This is a genomic window from Bizionia sp., from assembly GCF_048259285.1.
Taxonomy (GTDB): domain Bacteria; phylum Bacteroidota; class Bacteroidia; order Flavobacteriales; family Flavobacteriaceae; genus Algorimicrobium; species Algorimicrobium hallyeonense.
The window spans coordinates 162,615-184,102 of sequence record NZ_JBLXHU010000004.1; the positions used below are offsets into that span (position 1 = coordinate 162,615).

The 21,488-nt window shown below is 35.1% G+C and carries 22 protein-coding genes; 6 read left to right on the forward strand and 16 right to left on the reverse strand.

The genetic code is table 11. The annotated features are described in order from the left end of the window. The first annotated feature begins 20 nt into the window (after nt 1–20). The 3 genes from ACN0QX_RS03500 to ACN0QX_RS03510 are packed head-to-tail and all read left to right on the forward strand — an operon-like array spanning nt 21 to nt 2,371. The gene (locus ACN0QX_RS03500; RefSeq protein WP_417195578.1) at nt 21–1,424 is read left to right on the forward strand and encodes a M20/M25/M40 family metallo-hydrolase; all 1,404 of its coding nucleotides are present in this window, start codon (nt 21–23) and stop codon (nt 1,422–1,424) included. Nucleotides 1,425–1,427: 3 nt separating this feature from the next. Further along, nucleotides 1,428–1,994, forward strand: a complete 567-nt coding sequence (locus tag ACN0QX_RS03505; protein ID WP_417195562.1) for a hypothetical protein — start codon at nt 1,428–1,430, stop codon at nt 1,992–1,994. Beyond that, nucleotides 1,994–2,371 (forward strand): VOC family protein, encoded by a 378-nt coding sequence (locus tag ACN0QX_RS03510; RefSeq protein WP_417195563.1) that lies wholly within the window; start codon nt 1,994–1,996, stop codon nt 2,369–2,371. The genes ACN0QX_RS03505 and ACN0QX_RS03510 overlap by 1 nt, the downstream gene beginning before the upstream one ends. Nucleotides 2,372–2,420: 49 nt before the next feature. Here the strand turns inward: ACN0QX_RS03510 and ACN0QX_RS03515 are convergent, their stop codons facing one another. The 11 genes from ACN0QX_RS03515 to ACN0QX_RS03565 all read right to left on the reverse strand — a co-directional run bounded on the left by ACN0QX_RS03515 (nt 2,421) and on the right by ACN0QX_RS03565 (nt 11,164). Further along, nucleotides 2,421–3,197, reverse strand: a complete 777-nt coding sequence (locus ACN0QX_RS03515) for a DUF1206 domain-containing protein (protein WP_417195564.1) — start codon at nt 3,195–3,197, stop codon at nt 2,421–2,423. A 121-nt stretch (nt 3,198–3,318) separates the two neighbouring features. Continuing rightward, on the reverse strand, nt 3,319–3,588 hold the full coding sequence (locus tag ACN0QX_RS03520) for a hypothetical protein (protein ID WP_417195565.1): 270 nt from the start codon (nt 3,586–3,588) through the stop codon (nt 3,319–3,321). Between the two features lie 81 nt (nt 3,589–3,669). Next, the gene (locus ACN0QX_RS03525) at nt 3,670–4,077 is read right to left on the reverse strand and encodes a nuclear transport factor 2 family protein (protein WP_417195566.1); all 408 of its coding nucleotides are present in this window, start codon (nt 4,075–4,077) and stop codon (nt 3,670–3,672) included. A gap of 86 nt (nt 4,078–4,163) precedes the next feature. After that, nucleotides 4,164–4,685 (reverse strand): RidA family protein, encoded by a 522-nt coding sequence (locus ACN0QX_RS03530; protein ID WP_417195567.1) that lies wholly within the window; start codon nt 4,683–4,685, stop codon nt 4,164–4,166. Between the two features lie 36 nt (nt 4,686–4,721). Beyond that, nucleotides 4,722–5,291: a hypothetical protein gene (locus tag ACN0QX_RS03535; RefSeq protein ID WP_417195568.1), complete on the reverse strand. Its 570-nt coding sequence runs from the start codon at nt 5,289–5,291 to the stop codon at nt 4,722–4,724. Between the two features lie 77 nt (nt 5,292–5,368). Further along, complete coding sequence (locus tag ACN0QX_RS03540; RefSeq protein WP_376861375.1) at nt 5,369–6,307, reverse strand: NAD-dependent epimerase/dehydratase family protein; 939 nt, start codon at nt 6,305–6,307, stop codon at nt 5,369–5,371. After that, nucleotides 6,304–6,753, reverse strand: a complete 450-nt coding sequence (locus ACN0QX_RS03545; RefSeq protein ID WP_417195569.1) for a nuclear transport factor 2 family protein — start codon at nt 6,751–6,753, stop codon at nt 6,304–6,306. Before ACN0QX_RS03545 ends, ACN0QX_RS03540 begins: the two co-directional genes overlap by 4 nt. A 59-nt stretch (nt 6,754–6,812) precedes the next feature. Continuing rightward, complete coding sequence (locus tag ACN0QX_RS03550) at nt 6,813–7,571, reverse strand: hypothetical protein (protein WP_417195570.1); 759 nt, start codon at nt 7,569–7,571, stop codon at nt 6,813–6,815. Nucleotides 7,572–7,597: 26 nt separating this feature from the next. Next, entirely contained in the window at nt 7,598–8,335 is a 738-nt protein-coding gene (locus ACN0QX_RS03555) for a hypothetical protein (protein ID WP_417195571.1), read from the reverse strand. A gap of 142 nt (nt 8,336–8,477) precedes the next feature. Then, the gene (locus tag ACN0QX_RS03560) at nt 8,478–9,221 is read right to left on the reverse strand and encodes a LytR/AlgR family response regulator transcription factor (RefSeq protein ID WP_248398484.1); all 744 of its coding nucleotides are present in this window, start codon (nt 9,219–9,221) and stop codon (nt 8,478–8,480) included. Then, the gene (locus tag ACN0QX_RS03565; protein ID WP_248398487.1) at nt 9,221–11,164 is read right to left on the reverse strand and encodes a tetratricopeptide repeat protein; all 1,944 of its coding nucleotides are present in this window, start codon (nt 11,162–11,164) and stop codon (nt 9,221–9,223) included. Before ACN0QX_RS03565 ends, ACN0QX_RS03560 begins: the two co-directional genes overlap by 1 nt. A 205-nt stretch (nt 11,165–11,369) precedes the next feature. Between ACN0QX_RS03565 and ACN0QX_RS03570 the strand changes: the two genes are divergently transcribed. Further along, nucleotides 11,370–12,380 (forward strand): T9SS type A sorting domain-containing protein, encoded by a 1,011-nt coding sequence (locus tag ACN0QX_RS03570; RefSeq protein WP_417195572.1) that lies wholly within the window; start codon nt 11,370–11,372, stop codon nt 12,378–12,380. Nucleotides 12,381–12,505: 125 nt separating this feature from the next. Continuing rightward, nucleotides 12,506–13,699, forward strand: a complete 1,194-nt coding sequence (gene sucC / locus ACN0QX_RS03575) for an ADP-forming succinate--CoA ligase subunit beta (protein ID WP_376861361.1) — start codon at nt 12,506–12,508, stop codon at nt 13,697–13,699. 60 nt (nt 13,700–13,759) lie between these two features. Here the strand turns inward: sucC and ACN0QX_RS03580 are convergent, their stop codons facing one another. Next, complete coding sequence (locus tag ACN0QX_RS03580) at nt 13,760–14,458, reverse strand: phosphoadenylyl-sulfate reductase (protein WP_417195573.1); 699 nt, start codon at nt 14,456–14,458, stop codon at nt 13,760–13,762. 67 nt (nt 14,459–14,525) lie between these two features. Beyond that, nucleotides 14,526–14,825, reverse strand: coding sequence for a DUF1456 family protein (locus ACN0QX_RS03585; RefSeq protein WP_417195579.1), 300 nt, complete (start codon nt 14,823–14,825; stop codon nt 14,526–14,528). A gap of 234 nt (nt 14,826–15,059) precedes the next feature. Here ACN0QX_RS03585 and ACN0QX_RS03590 point away from each other — a divergent pair, with 234 nt between their 5' ends. Then, the gene (locus ACN0QX_RS03590; protein WP_248400600.1) at nt 15,060–15,464 is read left to right on the forward strand and encodes a TerB family tellurite resistance protein; all 405 of its coding nucleotides are present in this window, start codon (nt 15,060–15,062) and stop codon (nt 15,462–15,464) included. Nucleotides 15,465–15,621: 157 nt separating this feature from the next. On the opposite strand, the gene uvrB is transcribed toward ACN0QX_RS03590, so the two are convergent. The 3 genes from uvrB to ACN0QX_RS03605 all read right to left on the reverse strand — a co-directional run. Continuing rightward, nucleotides 15,622–17,625, reverse strand: coding sequence for an excinuclease ABC subunit UvrB (uvrB, locus tag ACN0QX_RS03595; protein ID WP_417195574.1), 2,004 nt, complete (start codon nt 17,623–17,625; stop codon nt 15,622–15,624). A gap of 121 nt (nt 17,626–17,746) precedes the next feature. Then, the gene (locus tag ACN0QX_RS03600; RefSeq protein WP_417195575.1) at nt 17,747–20,917 is read right to left on the reverse strand and encodes a T9SS type B sorting domain-containing protein; all 3,171 of its coding nucleotides are present in this window, start codon (nt 20,915–20,917) and stop codon (nt 17,747–17,749) included. Nucleotides 20,918–20,984: 67 nt separating this feature from the next. Further along, on the reverse strand, nt 20,985–21,488 hold a 504-nt coding region (locus tag ACN0QX_RS03605), incomplete at its 5' end, for a T9SS type B sorting domain-containing protein (protein WP_417195576.1).

A 21,488-nucleotide genomic window follows, 5' to 3' on the forward strand; every position in this document is an offset into this window, starting at 1 on the left:
TAATGACATATATGCTAATTATGAAACATGTTTTGCCCATTTTATTTTTTCTATTAACTATTAATATAACGGCTCAAACAGATGCCGAAACGCTAAAAACTATTTACTCTACTTCCTTAACAAACGGAAAAAGTTATGAGTGGCTTGATTATTTGTCCAACCAAATTGGTGGAAGGCTATCAGGTTCTTTGAATGCCGAAAAAGCAGTCGCTTATACCAAAGAAGAGCTAGAAAAACTAGGTTTAGATAAAGTTTGGTTACAACCTGTAATGGTACCAAAATGGGTAAGAGGAACAAAAGAATATGCCTTTATAGAGTCTTCTTCTGGAATTACAACTACGGTAAATATTTGTGCGTTGGGTGGTTCTATTGCCACACCAATTGGAGGTGTTAAAGCCGCGGTTGTAGAAGTACAAGGTATTGATGAATTAATAGCTTTAGGAAAAGACAAGGTGTCAGGAAAAATTGTGTTTTTTAATAGGCCTATGCAAGCTGATGTTATACAAACCTTTGAAGCCTATGGCGGTTGTGTAGATCAGCGCTATGCAGGCGCCAAGGAAGCCGGAAAATTGGGAGCAGTTGGTGTTATTGTGCGGTCCATGAATTTACGTCTAGACGATTTACCGCATACAGGGAGCATGACCTATGGTAATTTACCAAATTCACAACGTATTCCATCAGCAGCGATTAGCACCAATGATGCTGAAAAATTGAGTAGCATGTTAGCGCTAGATAAAAATATTAAATTGTTTTTTAATCAAACTTGTCAGCAACTACAAGACGTTCAGTCGCATAACGTAATTGGTGAAATTACAGGAAGTGAATTTCCAAATGAATATATTATTGTTGGAGGCCATTTAGATTCTTGGGATTTAGGCGATGGTTCTCATGATGATGGTGCCGGTTGTGTGCAATCCATGGATGTGTTACGGTTATTAAAGGAAAGTGGTATTAAACCAAAACGCACCATTCGCGTGGTGTTGTTTATGAACGAAGAAAACGGTTTACGTGGTGCTACGAAATATGCCGAAATGGCAAAACAGAAAGGTGAAAACCATATTTTTTCATTAGAAAGTGATGCAGGTGGATTTACACCCCGTGGTTTTCAATTTGATTGTAACGATGTTATTTTTGCTAAAATAGAAAGTTGGAAGACCTTATTTAAACCCTATTTAATTCATTATTTTGAAAGGGGTGGAAGTGGAGCAGATGTAGCGCCTTTAAAAACAGATTCTAATGTTGTTGCAGGATTACGTCCAGATTCGCAACGCTATTTTGATCATCATCACGCAGCCAATGATGTTTTTGAACATGTAAATAAGCGTGAACTGGAATTAGGAGCAGCAACCATGACAAGCTTAGTATATTTAATTGATAAATATGGTATTTCGCCCATTTCTAATACGAATGAACTGAAAAATTAAGTTATGAAACCTATAGTATTTTGGTCAATTATTTTTTTTAATGTTTCTATGAGTTCACAAGAGAAACTACCTTATTACGAAATCCCTAAAGCTTCAGAAACCTTTACAGCAGGAACCGTTGCCGCAAGAGCTATTGATGGATTAGGATTTCGTTTTTATTGGGCAACTGAAGGCTTGCGTGAAGATGATTTGAATTTTCGCCCAAATGATGATGCACGTTCAAGTTTGGAAACCATTGATCATATCTATGACTTATCAAGAATGATTGCCAATTGCGCCTTAAAAAAAGAAAATGCTAAAAAAGATACAGATAAACCTGAAGATTTTGAAGGCTTGCGAAAAGCCACACTTTTAAATTTACAATTAGCGTCAAATATTTTTAAAGAAACTAAAGATATTAGTGAGTTTAAACTAATTTTTGAAAAATATGAAGTCGAATTTTGGACACTCATTCATGGTCCAATTGAAGATGCCGTTTGGCATTGCGGACAAATTGCATTATTAAGAAGATCATCTGGAAACCCCTTTAATTCTAAAGTGAGTGTTTTTAGTGGAAGATTACAAGACTAATGGAAAAAGCACATTTACATCAAATTCATCCCGTTTTACCAGTTCAAAATCTTTTGGCTGCTTTATTTTTTTATGTACATAAACTCGGTTTTGAAATTGCCTTTGCTGACGATCCTAAAGTGCCTACTTATGCCGGATTACGACGCGGCGATATAGAAATTCACTTGAACTTTCAGAACACAGGAAAACCTTTAAAAACGGCTGTTAAACCTAATTTGCGTATAGTAACGCAAAACATAGAAAGCTTATATATAGAGTTTGAAGCTAAAGAAATTTTAAAAGGTCAAATTCAAATAGTTAATACCGATTGGGGAACTAAAGAATTTACCATTTATGATTTAGATAAAAATACATTGACATTTTATAGTAATTTGTAAGTGTAACTATCTAATGGGGTCATATTTCTTGAATACCTATAAGCGAGTTTTAGTTCATATTAATATACAGATATCGCGCTTTAACAAGCATAAATAAACCATAGCAGGACATTCCAACCGCAATAAGAGCCAAAACAAAGGCGCCAAAATTCTGATCTATAAACTGGAAGGCATCGGTTAATTTGCTCATTTTTTCATTTCTAAACGTTAAGCCTGTTCGTATCGTTAAAAAGGACATGATGCCAAATATAATACCTCTTGCCGAATGACCTATAACTCCTAAATTGAGAAGTAATTTTTGCACTTTAGGTTTCATTTTTGAGGATTGGACATTTTTCTTGAATTGATTGGACAGTATAAAGTAAATTTCAAATAAGGCTTTCCCTCCAAAAATTAATCCAATAATAACAGCACTTATATGGCCAAATGATGAATTTAAAAGTTTAACAACGGAATCTTGCTGCGTATCATAACTAGCGCCAATTAAAAGTTGAGTAGCTATAAAGCCAAGCGATCCATAAAACAATCCTCCCGTAAAAAATCCAGCTCTTACAAATAGGGCATTTAAGTCGGTTCCTAAATTTCGAGAATCGGCAAAAGTTTGATAAAAACGCCAAAACGTATAGCTAAATAAACCAATTGCCATAGCAGCCAATAGTATTTTTGCAATAGGTTGTCCCGAAAGGAATCCAATGGCACCTTTTGTTCCCACTTCACGTCCGCCCAAATTGAAAGCCTCTAAAGCTGTTAAAACACCAACAAGAATGTAAACAAATCCAATTGCACTTAAACCAATGCGCGCAATATTTTCTTTTTTGGTTGCCATAAATACGTGTACCTTACTGTTTATAGAAATGTAAAGTACATAAAATGAATTTAGAATAGCTACCGCAACCCTAATTAAATTGAACGTAAAATGCTAGCAATAATTTAAATTTACTGGACGCTTATAATTCTACTGGCATCGATACTATTATCGGATCTAAAACCGTGTGTTTATCCTTTAATGCTTTTAGTGAAGGATCATTTAAAATCGCCCCAAATTTCTCCATATCTGTAACTTCCATAATCAATACCACCGAATTTAGATTGTTAGAATCTTGAAATGTTTTAAGGCTCGATATGGCAGGTGCAAAAGCATCAAGTCTGTCTTGATGACCTTTAATCCACCTATCAAAATTGCCTACTTTGTGTCTGGTTACAATGGTTTGTTTCATGATCTTTATTTTATTTGTTCATATTTACTTTAAAAGGTTTCCGAGGTTATTGAAGGCGGGTTGGCTTACTTGGTTTTAGTTTTACGGCATCTCCGCATCAGCCAATTTTTTGGTGTCTACATACTGTTGAAATACCGTAACCTTCCCGTCTTTAAATGTCCACAAATGTGCGGCTTGCGCATTATATTTTTTACCAGTTTTTTTATTTTTAGCATCATATCTTAACGTAGCTAATACTTGATTGTTACGCATGTCATGAAGCTTAATATCCGCTAGTTTGAAATACTCGTGATCAGCTCCAAGACGGGCAAATACCCCATTTAAAATCGCATTTGGACCTATGTATGGGTTTCCGTCCGCATATTTGTTTCCTTCAGCTTCGTTCCATTCTATTTTAGGATGCATGGAACCCAAAACCGTTGGCATATCACCTGAAGCAAATGCATTATACATAGTGTCAATGATTTGGGTGTTTTCATTTGTTTTCATAATTATTGATTTTAGTTTTTAATTTTGATTTCCATTAGTATCGCTTTCAATTTTTTCACTATTCACTATTCACTATTCACCATTCACTATTGTGCCTTGTGAACTTCCAATTCTATCTCAATCATAAATTCTGGAATTGCCAACTCTTTAACACCAAGCCACGAACCCGTAGGAAATTGCTTTTTATAGATTTCTGTTCTGTAACCTGCAAATTCTAAAAACTTGGCCATATCAGTTGTGAATACGTTTTCCACGACTACATCATCAAATGTGCAGCCATAGTGTTTTAATATTTTATCCAGATCTGCATAACAGTTTTTCATTTGTTGTTCTAAATCGCCAATAGCAGCAGGATTTCCTTCGTCATCCATACTAACAGCACCAGAGATTTTAATAGAATTTCCAATTTTTACAGCATGCGTGTAACCATAAGCCTTTTCTACTTCTGGACGCAGTAGAAAATAGTCTGGTGTTTCATTTGCAACAACGGTTTCAGTGGATACTGGTTTTTCTACGGTTGTTTCCGTTTTGGTTTTCTCGTTACAGCTTGATATTGACATAGCAGTCACTAAAGCAATTGCCAATAGTGTAAATTTTGTTGTTCTCATATTTATTCGATTTAATGATTATGTGAATTTTATAGTTTATAAGCAATTGCAGCACTGCATGTTCCTGCCAAAGGCATTAATTCTGTGGTGGAGAAACCTGCTTTTTTTGCCCATTTGCACACCTGTCATACCATCGACGAATTTTTTGAACATTTCAGGATCTTTACTTATAAAATCGAAAATGTTCTCGCCGTTATCTTTTATTTCATGTTGAATCAATCCGGTTTTTAATCCATTATCAAGTTTTGCCCAAACATTCCAGCCCTGATCATTTTGCATTTCAAGAATGCCTCCAATGTAGGATGGTTTGGCTTTGTCTAAAAAAATAGCTGTATCCACGGTATTAGAATAGATTACAGTTGCTAAGAGACCTTCACGTTCTAAAAAGCTCAAACCAGTTAGGCAATCTAAAAAATCATACAGGTTTCTGTCGCTGTATTTTAATCCTAAAATATTCTTGATGGCTTTTGCAGACATAGATCCGTGTGTCGCTAATTTTGTGAATAATTGAAAATTTACGGCAGTCAATAAAACTTTTGATGCCCAAAATCCTGTTCCCATTTGTAGGATTGCTGCTGGTGTTGGTTGTATTGTTGTGGTTTCCATTATTTTTAATCATTTAGTATTTAAAATTTTAATTCTGCTTTTGTCCAATTGGTTAATGCATTTTTAACGGCTGTTTATTAAGAATTAAATCCTTGTAAAGTATCCTTTACAGATTGAAATGGCAGTCCCAGATCATGTTCAGCTTGTTGGTTTTGATAAATTATTTTTGGTAGGTTTTCAGGTGCTTGATTGTTTAGCATCAAGTTGATATCTGAAACAGGATAGGTTTCACTACTCAATAAATAGTTTTTGCCATGTAACCCAGAAATAGTGGCTGCTTTATACGCGGCAATTGCTACATCTGTTACATTAACAACTGCCATTTCCGCATTGGTATCATAAAGCATTTGGATAAACGGATTAGGAGCTAAATTATTTTTTATTAAATACTGTAAACCTGTTGAGGTGGAATCTTCTCGTTGTGACATGGATTTTCCAAAAACGGCAACTGGAGACAGACTTGTAATTTCTGCGTTGGCATTTGGATGGGTTTGTAAAAAGTTATTTACTGTTTGGTTAGCCAGAAATTTTGCCTGTGCGTAGGGATGACTTTCTTCACTAAAAAAAGGGGTATCTTTTTCATTAAAAGTATCGGTTTCAAGCATATTGTCAGGCGGTAAAGGAAAGTTGGTGTTGTATGCCGCCACTGAAGCAATGATGACAACTTTTTTTACAGTAATAACCGTATTAATTACTTCCAGAACATTTTCGGTGCCTATAATGGTTGGGTCAAATAATTCGGTTTTGGCATCCTGAAAATCCAATTGAAAGGGCGTGCCGCCATGAATGATAATATCACAGTTTGAAACAAACTGTTTTAATTGATTTTTATCTCTTACGTCTAATTCGCTTATATGTAAGTTTTCAGCATTTTTTAAATTCATTAAATGCTGATATTTACCTTCATTGGAAATATCTGTTGTAGACGCCTTTACCTCAAAACCATTTTCTAAAAATGTTTTGGTAATATGACTTCCTATAAATCCTGAACCACCGATGATGCCTACTTTTTTCATGCCCTATTGTTTTGCAATTTGTCTATTTTGTCATTTAAAAAACGTGCCGTAATATGTACTGGGATTATATATTCCTTATCATTTTCTTTTAAACGCGCTCTCCAATCTCCCCAAAAATTCACCCAATTTTCGCCTTCATCGGTAATTACCATTTCATATTCAACATCTTCAGGGTTGTATTTCCAGGAATGAAACATGATCGCATCTTTTTTATTCTGTGCAATTTCTTGATCTAAAGTTTTAGCAAATTCTTGAGTTGTATTACTCATAATTTTAGCTGTATCTGCATAATGTGATTTGTATGTTGCCCAATCTTGCTTTTGATATGCATCTATTACTTGTTTGAATGTGTCTATTTCTGGAGATTGCATGGTATATCGCTTTTCTGTTTTTTCGCATGCTGTACAAAGAATTATTGTAAATCCTAATAAGAATAATTTTTTCATAATATTTAATTTCAAAAAGAAACCTACTGGAAACAATCCAGCAGGTTTCGGTTTGGTTGTTATTTTTTAGCTGTATAGCTTAAATCTGTTCTCATACGTCCTGATTTTACTTCATATTTTTCTAGAAGCACATAAATTTCAGCAAATAGCTTTGTGCCTTCATTTCCTAAAAGAGAATTGTTTTCGGTAGATGTTTTAGAATAGGTCTGCTCGTCTTTAGCGGAAATACTAGCTATGTAAAATGTTCCCATGGTGCCAAATCCACTTCTATAAATTCTGTAGTACTCTTTAGAACTCTTTTTTTCATAGAGTGCTTTTATTTCTTTAATTTTTTCATACAGCGCTTGCTCGTTTGCAGGGGTTACATGAAAATAATGCCATTTCCGGTAGTTTTGTTCAGGCGTATTGGTAGTTAAACCATTTGGCATATAGGATAAATCCTTCATTAAATAAAGAATATAATCGCCATGATTATCATAGCAAGTATCGAAGTTTTCAAAAACGGCTTGGAAATTTTTTTCTCCCATTTTTTCCATTAAAGGAGCCAATGGATTCTTGTCTAAATCTGCCATGTTAGCTATTGGCATGATATTTAAATACATGCCATCATCTGTGCGCGCCGTTACCCAATCTGCATTTTTTAAATCATGCTTTTTGCAAGCGGCTATAAAATCTTTAGTTATTTGCTCATAATTTGTCTGTTTGCTGGGTTTTACTTGATCAGCATGAATCCAATACGCTTGGTTTTGAGCAGTTAATACTACTGGAGTTAGCAGGCATATTATGGTTAGCAACGTAATTGTTTTAATAGTTTTCATAATTACTGGTTTTAATTGGTTGATTATTATTTCAGACTTAATTCGCTTTCAAGCATAAAGGTGTAACTCCAAATATCTTCTACGGATTCTCTAAATTTCTTGCGAGTTTCTTTAGTTTTCTTTTCGCCATGTACGCTTTCAAAAACCTTCCAGACATTGTCCGTTTCAACGTCCATTGCCGCAAAGTCTTTAAATGGTGTCGTCACAAAATAATCGCTTGTTTCACCTCCCATTACTCGGTACCAATAGCCTCTTTTATCGCCTTCTTTAGATGCTATGGCTTTTGTAACTTCTGAAATTATTTCATTGAAAGTAAAATCATCATGTACAATAAAGTTTGTTACCCAAATAATAGTCGCATCACCAAAAGGTGCATTGCGGCTAATACCTGGTATGAATCTGGTAGTGTTAAAATCTGTACTTTCTATAAAAGGTGTGATAGATTCTAGTGCAATGGCGCTACAGGATTTTGATGCTGGATCTTCCTTACTCATTTCTGCCCAATTTGCCATATTACCAGCAACCACATATACATTGCCTTTGCCTTGTAAACGATGCCATACATTCCATTTGTTGGTGCCGTTATTGTCTTGGTAGCATTTTTTCCACTTTTTGACACCGTCTGTAAAGTTGTGGTCTTGTCCAAACTTAACCGTAAATTCGGTTATGTTCATGATAAAACTCTCTTGCTCTTGTGCATTTGTCGTACAAGGGGCTAGTAGAAGCAAAGCGGCCAATACCATAATTGTTTTAATAGTTTTCATGATTACTGTTTTTAAAAGATTAATTAATAGCGTAACACATTTCGTGTTGCTCTAAATAACTGATAATCAATGAAAATGGCAAGTATCTTAGGATGAAGATATCCTATGTCTGTCCGAAAGTAGTATTTTATTTATCCGGACTTTAAATAGTATGTAACCTATTTAGAAGTTCTTCTTTTAAGCTCTTGCTCAATGGAATAGCTTTTTTGGAAATAACAACGTGTCTGGTTGCTATTTCATCAATATGGGAGATATTTACAATAAAGGATCTGTGAATTCGTAAGAAGAGGTTGGTGGGTAGTTTTTCGTCCAAATCTTTTAAAGTCATAACCAAGAGATATTCTTTTGTTTTGGAATAGATGCGGCAATAATTACGTTCTGCCTCAATATATAATATATTACAAATAGCGACTTTCACCATTTTATCATGGTGTCTTACAAAGATGCAGTCGCTTAATACAAAAGGAGCTAGGTCATTTATAGGGTCACTTTTTACTGCTAAATCATCCTTTTGTATGTTGTGTAAGGTGAGCTCAATGGCATGTTGTAAATCTAATTTTTTAAATGGTTTAGAAATAAAGGCATGCGGATTGGTAGTTTTAGCTTTTTCAAAATGTGCATCGTCTGTATTGGCAGTCAAATAAATAATGGGGATGTTGTAATCTTGTTGCATGATTTGCGCCATTTCAATGCCATCAATGGTACCTTTTAACTGAATGTCTAATAATAATATATCCGGATTATTTTTTTTTATGTGAATAAGCGCTTCTTCGCCTCGCGGTATAATTCCTGTGACTTCATAACCTAAATTGGTAAGTTGTAATGAAATATTTGCAGCAATAATCATTTCATCTTCAACAATTAGTATTTTTATGGGTTGTTCCATTAAGCTGCTTTTTGGTGTTTAAATTGAAATGAAACCGATGTACCGTCTTCACCATCTTCCTGCATGGTTCCGTTTAGTTGATGGGTTAACAGCTGAATCAATTGCGATCCAAAACCGGTGCCTTTTGGTGCAAGGCCTAATACTTTTCCAATGCCATTATCGGTGACTTTTAAATGCAGTATATCATTTGTTTTTTGTTCCAACTGAATGGATATTTTTCCAGTTTCGGTATTCGGAAACGCATATTTTATGGCATTGGTTAATAGCTCATTCACAATTAATCCAATAGGAACGGCTGTGTCCACATCCAATTCCATTTGCTCCATGGCACATTCTATTTTAACTTTATTTTCGGCGTTGAATGAATCTAAAATACCTTCGCTTAAATTCAAGAAATAGTCTTTCATTTCAATAGAACCTAAATTGGTGCCTTGATAGAGTTTCTGATGAATAATTCCCATGGATTGCACCCGATTTTGACTGGCAATCATAGCGTCTTTTGTGGCAGAATCTTCCATTTGAGCCGATTGTAAAGCAATCAGGCTTTTTACCATTTCTAGGTTGTTTTTTACCCGATGATGAATTTCCTTTAAAAGTAATTCATTCTGTTTGTTTTTGGTATCCAATTCGGCATTTAAGACCTGTAAAGCTTGCCGTTTTTTCCGGATATTTTTAAAACTTAAAATCATACCCAATAAACTGAATATTAGAATGGCTCCAATAGTTATATAAAGAATTTGTGTTCGTTCTTGTTGCGCAATTTGCATGTTTTGGGCATTAATGGTTTGGTCTTTTTTCTCCGTTTCAAATCGGGTCATTAATTCAGACATGGTTTTATCACTCGCCATCTTGGCGGTACTATCACGCATAACGAGTGCCTTTTTTTGGAATTCTAATGCCAGCGGATAATTTTTCAACTTTTCATAAATGGAACTTAAATGGTGATAGCCTTCTGTTAGGTTGGATGCATCGCCTTCAGATTCTTGGGTGGCTACTGTTTGTAATTGATATTTTAAAGCATCCTCATAATGGCCTAATAGTAAATTTATCTCGCCAAGATTTGCTCTTATCACATAAATAGCATTTCCGTAATTAACGGATTCTGCTTTGGTTAATGCCTGCTCATAAGCTGTTTTTGCTTCGGTATAATTTCCCATACGTTTTAAGGCATTGGCACGATTGTTTGAGAAGTTTAAAACGTCATAAATTGAAAAATCGAGGGATTTGGCCAAAGTAAGCGCTTCATTATAAAAGTCAAATGAAGCTTCGCTATTTCCCATAGCTATTTGGGTATCTCCAGCTGCCGTGTAGGCATATGCCAGTTCCACTTCCAAATTGTTTTCTTTACACAAGGCAATTGTTTTTAGTGCGTACTCGTAAGCTTCTTCATGTCTGCCCTGTTTGGTTAAATCTTCTGAAATCCGGTTATAAGCACCAGCAATGCCCAATTTATCATCTATAGACTCCATGAGCTTTAAAGCTTCCAGATCAACCTTTAAAGCATCTTCAATATTGCCTTGTCGCTTATGAACCCAACCCATTTTAAAATAGGTAGTAGCTTGGCCTTTTTTATCATCAATATCGGTATAACCTTTTAAAGCTTTATCAAAATTAATGGATGCGGAATCTAACTCTAATAGATTTGCATGCATGCGACCTTGCATTTCATAAAATTTTGGCTGCCAATTTTTATTATTAAATTCTTCTGATAATTGAACACCTTTTCTAGCATAAGTTTTAGCAAGGTTTAAATCTGATTGGAAAGCAATAGCAACAATATTGTTGAGTATTTCTAACTTTTTTTCTTGATTTTTTTCAAGACTAAGTACCGCAGTTAGACTATCTATAGTTTTATTCGAATTGTTTTGGGCAGAAATATTTTGTCCGTAGCAAAGCATAACTACTAGAAAGAGTGTAGTAATGAATGGTGGTTTTTGAATCATTAGTCTTTTTTTATGCTATTATTAAAGACTTGAAGGTTTATAAATGTAGTAAAAAATAAGTTTACTCGGGTATTAATGCTTTTCTATTCCTAAAAAAAAGAAATTTACCTATGTTTTTGGTAGATGAGCTATAAATTTCTTTTTCGTTCCTATTATAAAACGTGTTTTTGTACATTTAACCCGCTATTAATTAATAAATTATAAAATGAAAAAAACATTACTTTTATTATCAACAATCGTAACTTCTATTGGTTTCGCACAATCACCAATTAATGATTTCTTTAGTATTCCGATGTCTTCGTATGCTATTGTGGAATCAACTCCTGCTTTAGATCAAAGTGCTTCTGGTGCTGGATTAACGTGGAATTTTACAAATTTAACTGCGGTAGGCACCAATACAGACACCTATGCTGCACCGGATGCTGGACAATTATCATTATTTCCAGGAACAACAGAGGTTTTAACCATTACTACATTAGGTTCTCTAGAGGTAAACAATATTTTAGCTAAAGAAGAAATGTCAGGAGCCTTTTCCTTTACAGGTGTTACAGCAGCCGGAATAGAATTAAATTATAATTTAAACAATGCGCTGTTAGGTACATTCCCTTTGGCTTATACGGACACCACTTCAGATCCTGTAGCTGGTAGCTTTTCAAGTGATGCTGCCTCAGGAGATTTCACAGGAACTATTACCACTTCGGTTGATGCGTACGGAACCTTAAATATGAATGATGTGGGAGAAGGCGCTTATAGTGGTAACGTTACTAGACTTAAAGTTGTTCAGGATTTAACGTTAACCGTTGTTATTTTTAATGGATCTGTTACTCAAACCTCTTATTACTATTATGATAATAGTAATGGAAATCTTGTTTTTAGATCTAACACAGCAGAAATAGTGTTTGCCTTTGCAGGTATTAATGAAACAATTACCCTTATGGAGAGCTTCTTAACAAACCCTTTAACTACTCCAAGTAATAATTGGGTTGAAAAGGAGTTTCAAGTAATTCCAAACCCGGTGAATGATGTTTTAAACATTTCTTATAATGCACCAAATACCATTCAATCTATTCGTGTTTCGGATCTAAATGGACGCCTTGTTTTAAGTGCTGTTGGATCTTCAAAAACAACGGATGTTTCTAGTTTACAAAGTGGACTTTATATTGTAGCTGTTCAAACCGAAGGTGGACTTATGTTGAAGAAGTTCCTTAAGAAATAAATTTTTAATCAATCTGAAAACAACTTTTAAAAATTATTGGTTAAAAGCGTTAGGTTGATTACTTTTGTGCAACTAAAAATTTAATGATTTTCTCTTGGTGAGAAAACTACAAACGAATTTATAAGATGAATTTACACGAATATCAAGGAAAAGAAATGTTAAGTAGTTTTGGTGTACGTATCCAGCGTGGTATAGTTGCTCAAAATGCTGAAGAAGCAGTTGCAGCTGCCAAAAAACTAACAGAAGATACTGGTACTGGCTGGCACGTAATTAAAGCCCAAGTTCATGCTGGTGGACGTGGTAAAGGTGGAGGTGTTAAACTTGCAAAAAACCTTGATGAGGTTAAACAAATTGCAGGTGAAATCATCGGTATGGATTTAGTAACGCCGCAAACTTCAGCTGAAGGAAAGCGCGTTCATCAAGTATTAGTAGCAGAAGATGTTTATTATCCTGGTGATAATGAACCTGAAGAATATTATATGTCTGTTTTATTAAATCGTGCTACAGGTCGTAATATGATTATGTATTCTACGGAAGGTGGAATGGATATTGAAACAGTTGCTGAAGAAACGCCACATTTAATTTTTACAGAAGAGATTGATCCTTCTGTTGGAATTATGCCTTTTCAAGCACGTAAAATTGCTTTCAATTTAGGTCTGTCTGGTTTGGCATTTAAAGAAATGACTAAATTTGTTACAGCTTTATATACAGCTTATGATAAGTCTGATTCTTCATTGTTTGAAATTAACCCAGTGTTAAAAACAAGTGATGACAAAATTATGGCTGTTGATGCAAAAGTAACCATGGATGAAAATGCATTATACCGCCATAAAGATTATGCTGCTTTACGTGATTTACGTGAAGAAAATGCTATTGAAGTAGAAGCTAAAGAAGCTGGACTAAACTATGTAGATCTTGACGGAAACGTTGGATGTATGGTAAATGGTGCAGGTCTTGCTATGGCAACTATGGATTTAATTAAGCAAGCAGGTGGTGAGCCGGCTAACTTTTTAGATGTTGGTGGTACAGCGGATGCAGCCCGTGTAGAAATGGCTTTCGAGTTAATTTTAAGAGATCCAAACGTAAAAGCAATCTTGATTAACATCTTTGGTGGTATTGTACGTTGTGATCGTGTTGCTCAAGGTGTTATTGATGCCTACAAAAACATGGGTAATATTGAAGTGCCAATTATTGTGCGTCTTCAAGGTACCAATGCTGATATTGCAAAAGAGTTGATTGATAATTCAGGATTAGCCGTTATGAGTGCTACAGAATTTCAAGAAGCTGCAGATAAAGTACACGAAGTATTATCCAAATAATATAGATGATTTTCTAATCATAAAAAAAAGCTCTCAAATAATTTTGAGAGCTTTTTTAGTTTATAGATGTAAACCACATTCGGTTTTCGGGTTGTTATTCCATCGGCCATTTCGGTCCTCGCCCGGAACTGTGCAATGTTTGCACCCAATAGAATTATAGCCTTTTGCTACTAACGGATGAAATGGTAGTTGGTTTTCTTTAATATAGGCATCTCGAGCTTCTTTGGATATGTCTAACAAAGGATAGAACTTTAAAATACTTCCACGTTGTTCAAAAATATCTAAATTCGCACGATGATCACTTTGCCATTCCATTAACCCAGAAACCCAAATATTAAAATGCTTTTTAATAGACTCTAATGGTTGTACCTTATTAATAGAACAACAAAAGTCAGGATTCTTTTTCCACGTTTCGTCTTGCGTGGTAAAAGCATGTTCCTCCTTTAAAGCGCTAATAGATGTTACGTTTAGTTCATATAAATCTGTTAGTTTTTTCTTGTATTTTATGGTATCCTCAAAGTGATAACCTGTATCAATGAAAAACACATGTTGCTCTTTATTAACATCAGAAACTAATTTTAGAAGAAATGCAGACGTAGCCGCAAAAGAACTGGTTAGCATAATTTCTTCTACATTAAAGTCCGTGTATAAGGTTTCAATCCTTTGGCAAGGGGTTAAAAGCTTATATTTTTTATTGAGGCGTGCAATGTCTTTCTCCGATAACTGTAAATTGGGAAGCGTAGTAGGTGGTTGAAACATGTAATTAAGATAAATTAGTCTTATATAGCAATATTAAGACGAACTTATCAGAGCACAAAGAAAAAACCTACTTTTTTTCTATTTTTTTTATCGGATTTCTTTTTGGCGTTGTAGCTTTTACTTTTCCTTCCAATTTAGGTTTTTTATCAGGTTTTGGGCCACGTAAATGAATAACCAATCCATTTAGGAAATTTCGAAGAATTTGATCACCACATTCCATATATTTTGGATGGTCTTCTTTTCTGAAAAATGCACCGAGTTCACTTTTAGTAATTCTAAAATCAACGAGTTCTAGAATCTTTACAATTTCGTCATCACGTAGTTGAAGGGCTACACGTAATTTTTTAAAAATATCATTATTTGTCATGTTGTCTTTTTGTGTACTCATATAAGTCTGTTTCTAGTGTCAATTTATAAAAAATCGACGAAATGCATTTTTTGTATAATATTTTGATTTTCAGTTGATTAATTCATTAATTTTGAGTAAATGTAAGAAAATAACGATAAAATGCATCCAAATTTTCGACAAGTTACAATTTATCATGGATTATCAAATAATCATTGTGCGTATCTTTATACTGAAATAATTAATCCATTCCTCATGCTAATTAACAGGGTTGAAAAGCTAAGTCTCCTATCTGAAATGATTTCATTTGCTAAAAATGAAAGCGACCTAAAACCTATAGAATATAATTTTCTTTTGGCAATTGCTAGACAACTTGATATATCAAGAGAGGATTTTGATTATTTAATTGAAAATCCCATTAATTATATTCACTTAAAATCGCATAGCGAACGGATTGTTCAATTTCATCGGTTGGTGTTACTCATGAATATTGATGAAGAAAGTTCAACTAAAGATAAAATTAAGCTTCACAACTACGGTTTGCGCATGGGTTTGAGCCATGAATCTATTAATAAAGTACTATATCTTATGGAAAGTTTTCCCAATAAGGTAGTACCACCAGATGTGCTTATTGATATTTTTAAGGTGCAGTATAACTAAGGGTTTTGCACTTTAAAACCCAAAAAGTTAGCAAGGTGCGTGTTTTTATTCCTATCAAAAGCCTCTTATAACTTTTTGTTTTTAATAAAGTCTACAAACCTGTCAGTTCGAGTGTCCCGACGTCCGGAGGGGTGTATCGAAGACACCACAAACCACGTTATACCTTCAAATTCTCCAATTTATCCTGATAACTCTTTATCAAATCTCTAAATTGAGCCGCTTCCATAAAGTCTAATGCCTTGGCAGCTTGTTCCATCATTTTGCGGTTTTCACGAATTTTCTTTTCTAATTCTCCCTTGGTTAAATATTGGCTTTCAGGTTCTGCGGCTTTGGCGGCTTCCAATTCATAACTATAGGTACTCACCGAGTTTTTAGTTAAGGCATTGTCCAAACTTTTATTCAATGCTGTTGGTACTAAATTATGCTTGGTGTTATAGGCTATTTGCTTTTCCCGTCTGTATTCGGTTTCATCAATCGTTTTTTGCATGCTTTTGGTTATTCTATCGGCATACATTATGGCTTTTCCGTTGAGGTTTCGGGCTGCACGACCAACCGTTTGCGTTAATGAACGAGCCGAGCGTAAAAACCCTTCTTTATCGGCATCTAAAATGGCAACTAAAGATACTTCGGGTAAATCCAATCCTTCACGCAGTAAATTGACGCCAACCAAAACATCAAATAAGCCTTTTCGTAAATCTTGCATAATTTCCACACGTTCCAAGGTATCCACATCACTGTGAATATAACGACACCGAATTTGAATCCGATCGAGATATTTGGTCAATTCTTCAGCCATTCGCTTAGTTAATGTGGTGACTAAAGTCCGTTCATCTTTTTCAACGCGCAACTGAATTTCTTCTATTAAATCATCAATCTGATTTAAACTTGGTCGTACTTCAATGACGGGATCTAATAAGCCTGTTGGCCGAATAATCTGCTCGACAAAAACACCATCAGATTTTTCCAATTCATAATCTGCAGGTGTGGCGCTCACATAAATAACCTGATTTTGAAGCGCCTCAAATTCTTCAAATTTCAATGGTCGGTTATCCATAGCAGCCGGTAAACGGAAGCCATATTCTACTAAATTCTCTTTTCTACTTCTATCGCCGCCATACATGGCATGGACTTGCGAAATGGTGACGTGGCTTTCATCCACGACCATTAAATAATCGTCTGGAAAATAATCCAATAAACAGAAGGGTCTTGTGCCTGGTTGTCTCCCATCTAAATACCGTGAATAATTTTCAATACCTGAGCAGTAACCCAATTCACGAATCATCTCCAAGTCGAATTCTGTGCGTTCCTTTAAGCGTTTAGCTTCAAGATGTTTGCCAATTTCTTTAAAATAATCGTATTGTTTTACCAAATCGTCCTGAATGCTTTTTATGGCACCTTGCAACACATCTGGCGAGGTTACAAACATATTGGCCGGATAAATATTCAGGCGGTCGTATTTTTCTAAAACTTCATTGGTTTGGACGTTGAAGGCTTCAATCTCTTCAATTTCATCTCCAAAAAAGTGAATTCTAAAGGCATGATCGTCATAACTCGGAAACACATCAACTGTATCACCTTTTATTCTAAAATTACCATGATTAAATTCGCCTTCTGTTCTAGAATATAAACTTTGTACCAAACGATGTAACAATTTGGTACGTGAAATAACCTGATCACGTTCAATAGAAATGACATTCTTTTGAAATTCTACAGGATTTCCAATACCATATAAACAGGAAACGGACGCTATAACAATCACATCACGACGTCCTGAAAGTAGGGAAGAGGTGGTGCTTAAGCGCATTTTTTCAATTTCTTCGTTTATAGATAAATCCTTTTCTATATAAACACCTGAAACAGGGATGTAGGCTTCTGGTTGGTAATAATCATAGTAAGACACGAAATATTCTACAGCATTTTCAGGGAAAAATTGCTTGAATTCCGAGTACAATTGTGCAGCAAGCGTTTTGTTGTGGGCCAAAACCAAGGTTGGTTTTTGAACCTCTTCAATAACATTGGCAACGGTAAATGTTTTTCCCGAACCTGTAACTCCTAAAAGGGTTTGGTATTTTTCTTGTGAATCAATACCTGCAACCAACTTTTTAATGGCTTGAGGTTGATCACCTGTTGGTTTAAATTCGGATTTTATTTTGAATTTCATACGTTTCTTTATATTGATTTTCGAGGGTCATTCCGATATGTATCGGAAAAAGTCACAACTAATAACACTCTAAAAATTAATTTTAGTCATGCTCGTATCAAAGTACAAAAATACGTAAATTCTAGCGTTTAAGTGTAAAGTGACCGTTCAGTTGTTCGCCTGTTCGTAAGGTTATCACATACCAATAATCGTTGCTTTCCTTTGGGTAGCCTCTGTATAAACCATCCCAACTTTTAGATTGCAATGGAATCTGTTTTAAAAGTTTGCCATATCTGTCATAAACATAAATCTCTTTAATGGTGTTTTGCGTGTCCGTTATTTGCCAAACATCATTTTCGCCATCATTATTTGGTGTGAAAAATAATGGAATGTGAATAGATACTGCTGTTTCTATTTCAAATTGAATTGATTTTAGAACGCAGCCATTTATATCTTGAACGTATAATGTATGTGTTCCATTTGAAAGTCCTGAAAATAGAGGACTAGACTGGAAACTACCATTATCTATAGCGTATTCGTAAGAAATGCTGGTGTTGGTCATAACCACGTTTACCGTATTCTCATGTATTTGAAGGTTATTTTCTGTGAGTACGAAATCCATTGATGGAAAAATGGTAATTGTAAAACTACTTTCATTAGAACAAGTATTTGGCGCTGCACCAGATTCGTTATAGATAAATATAGTTTGTGTTGCGGAAATGGTTTCGCCTGCAAATAATGGCGTTCCTGTACCATTAGTTTCTGTGAAATAATTTCCGTTAACTAACGTTGGCAAGGTATAATCTGTACACACATCTTGATCAGCTAATGTGTCAACAAGAGGAGCTCCAGAAATGGTAACCATAAAACTGCTTTCATTTGAGCAGGTGTTTGGAGCCGTACCAATTTCATTATAAACATATATAGTTTGCGTAGTTGAAATAGTTTCACCTGCATTTAGCATGGTTCCAGTTCCATTAGTTCCTGTGTAATAATTACCATTTGATAAGGTTGGTAAAATATATTCTGTACAATCTGTTTGGTTCGTTAGTATATCAACAGGAGGTGTACCGACAATGGATACTATAAAACTACTTTCATTCGTGCAAATATTGGGTGCTGTTCCAGATTCATTATAAATATAAATAGTCTGGGTTGTAGAAATAACTTGAGTAGAATTTAGCATGGTTCCTGTGCCATTTGTTCCTGTGAAATAATTGCCGTTCACTAAAGTTGGCAGTACGTAATCTGTACACACATTTTGATCTGCAATTGTATCCACCAATGGAGCACCAGAAATAGTAACGGTGAAACTGCTTTCATTAGAACAAGTGTTTGGAGCTGTGCCAATTTCATTATAAATATAAATGGTTTGCGTGGTTGAAATAGTTTCGCCTACATTTAGCATGGTTCCGGTTCCGTTAGTCCCTGTATAATAAGTGCCATGGGTTAAAGTTGGCAAGGTGTAACTTGAACAACCTGTATAATCTGAAATTGTGTCCACGGTTGGGGTTCCAGAAATGGTTATGGTAAAACTGCTCTCGTTAGAACAGGTGTTTGGAGCTGTACCAATTTCATTATATATAAAAATGGTTTGCGTTGTTGAAATTGTTTCACCTGCATTTAGCATGATTCCGGTTCCGTTAGTCCCTGTATAATACATGCCATTGGTTAAAGTTGGCAACGTAAAATCCGTACAAACCGTTTGGTCTGACAAATTATCAACAGGAGGATTACTTGTTATGGTTACCGTAAAACTGCTTTCATTGGAACAGATATTGGGAGCAGTACCAGCTTCGGCATAAATATAAATTGTTTGTGTTGTTAATATGGATTCGCCAGAGTTCAATAAGGTTCCCATTCCGTTGGGTGACGTGTAATAATTACCATTTGTTAAGGTTGGTAAAATATATTCGGTACACGCGGTTTGGTTCGTTGCTATATCTACAGGAGGCGAACCAACAATGGTAACAAGAAAACTACTTTCATTAGAACATATGTTAGGCGCAGTACCAGACTCATTATAAATATAAATAGTTTGCGATATTGTAATTGTTTGACCGGCTATTAAGGTAGTTCCAGTACCATTACTTCCTGTAAAATAACTACCGTTTGTTAACGTGGGCAATACATAGCTATCACAAACTGTTTGATTTGAAATGGTATCTACTGCAGGATTAGAAACAAATAAATGAGCAGCATCTGTAACAAGATTACAAGTTGCAGATGTCATTTCGCAATAATATTGGTTGTTATTAAAACTAATAGGCACGTTGTTTAGGCTTAATGTATTGGTGGTTGCACCAGAGTAAGTGGCATTATTAACAACATTTACCCAAGCACCAGAGCTATTTAAAACTTTCCATTGATATGTGTAAGTTCCTGTAGCTACAGACACCGTAAATGATGCATTTTCATTTTCGCAAATGGTTTGCCAATCTGGCTGTGTAATAACGGGAATCGTAGTTGTCGTAATAGGATCAGCTGTATGAGAACCTAGATTAGTACAGGTTTCATTAAGATCTGTAACCCAATCTGAAGGAACAAAGGTGTTATTTGGAACCACAGCATCTGCATTTCTAACAATACTGTAACCACGTTCGTTTGGTGCCTCAACTACATCTATTACCGTACCATTTTTTAATAGTTTAAATTCATCGTTATCATTTATTCCTGTGCCAACAGTAAAATCGGCAACTAAAGCTGGACAATCGGAACCACTTCCTAATAAAATAATATATGTATCTAAAGGTGCTATCGTACCCAGCATGGCGTAGGTATGACTTGGTGTTGGATCTCCAATATTACCATAACGATCAATAACATACACACCATCTAAAACAATAGGCGTGCTTGTTGGGTTATAAAGTTCTATTACGGCGTAGCTTCCGGAAAAAGCATCATAAATTTCTGATATATAAATATCGCCTGTATCTGCACAATTTGGTTGAATAAACGCAAAATCGGTTGTCGAGTTTCCTACGCATCCACCCGAACTCGTAATGGAAATTGTAGCACTAGTATTTAATGCCGATGCGGCAAATACTGTTATTTGGTTATCATTAATTATAGTGAAAGCAGCAGTTACGCCATTAAAGGATACATCTACTGCATTGTTGAAATTACTACCATTAATAGTTATTAAGGTGTTTTCTGGGCCACTAGTTGGCGAGAAATCTGAAATTACCGGTGCAGGACACGGATTATTATAGCGGCTTTCAGTGTTTGAATAATTTACGTTTATTAATGCAAAACTACATTTGCTAATAAATAGTAAACAGAGAAAAAAAGGGAAAAGTTTCGGTTGTTTCATGGGAAAAAATAATAGCAACCAAAAGTAAGAAATTTTTACATATTGAAAGATTAAATGTATGTTACGATTATCTTACCAATGAAAAATGACCTAGATATTCTTTACCATTTAGAAGTACAGCGCGATACCAATAATCATCCGAACCTAATTGTTGACCTTTATACGTGCCATTCCAACCTGAATTAGAAGCATTTATTTGTTTGATGAGTTTTCCATACCGATCAAAAATACTGATTTGTAATTGACTGCTATTCGCGTTTACGCCAAGTGGTTTCCAGACATCATTCATGCCATCGCCATTTGGTGTGAAAAATTTAGGAAAACCCAGAACCGAAACATCTTGTGAAATAGATCCACATTCATTAATGTCATTCACGGTTATGGTATGAACTCCGGCCGAAACATTTGTGAAGGTTGGGTTGTTTTGGAACGTTCCAAAATCTAAAGCATACTCATAAGAACCTTCTCCAGAAACAAAAACAGTAATGGTGTTATTTGATGATGCATCTACAACTACAATGTCATCTATTGTCGGGATGTTAGATGGTAGAACTTCAATGTTTCTAATTGA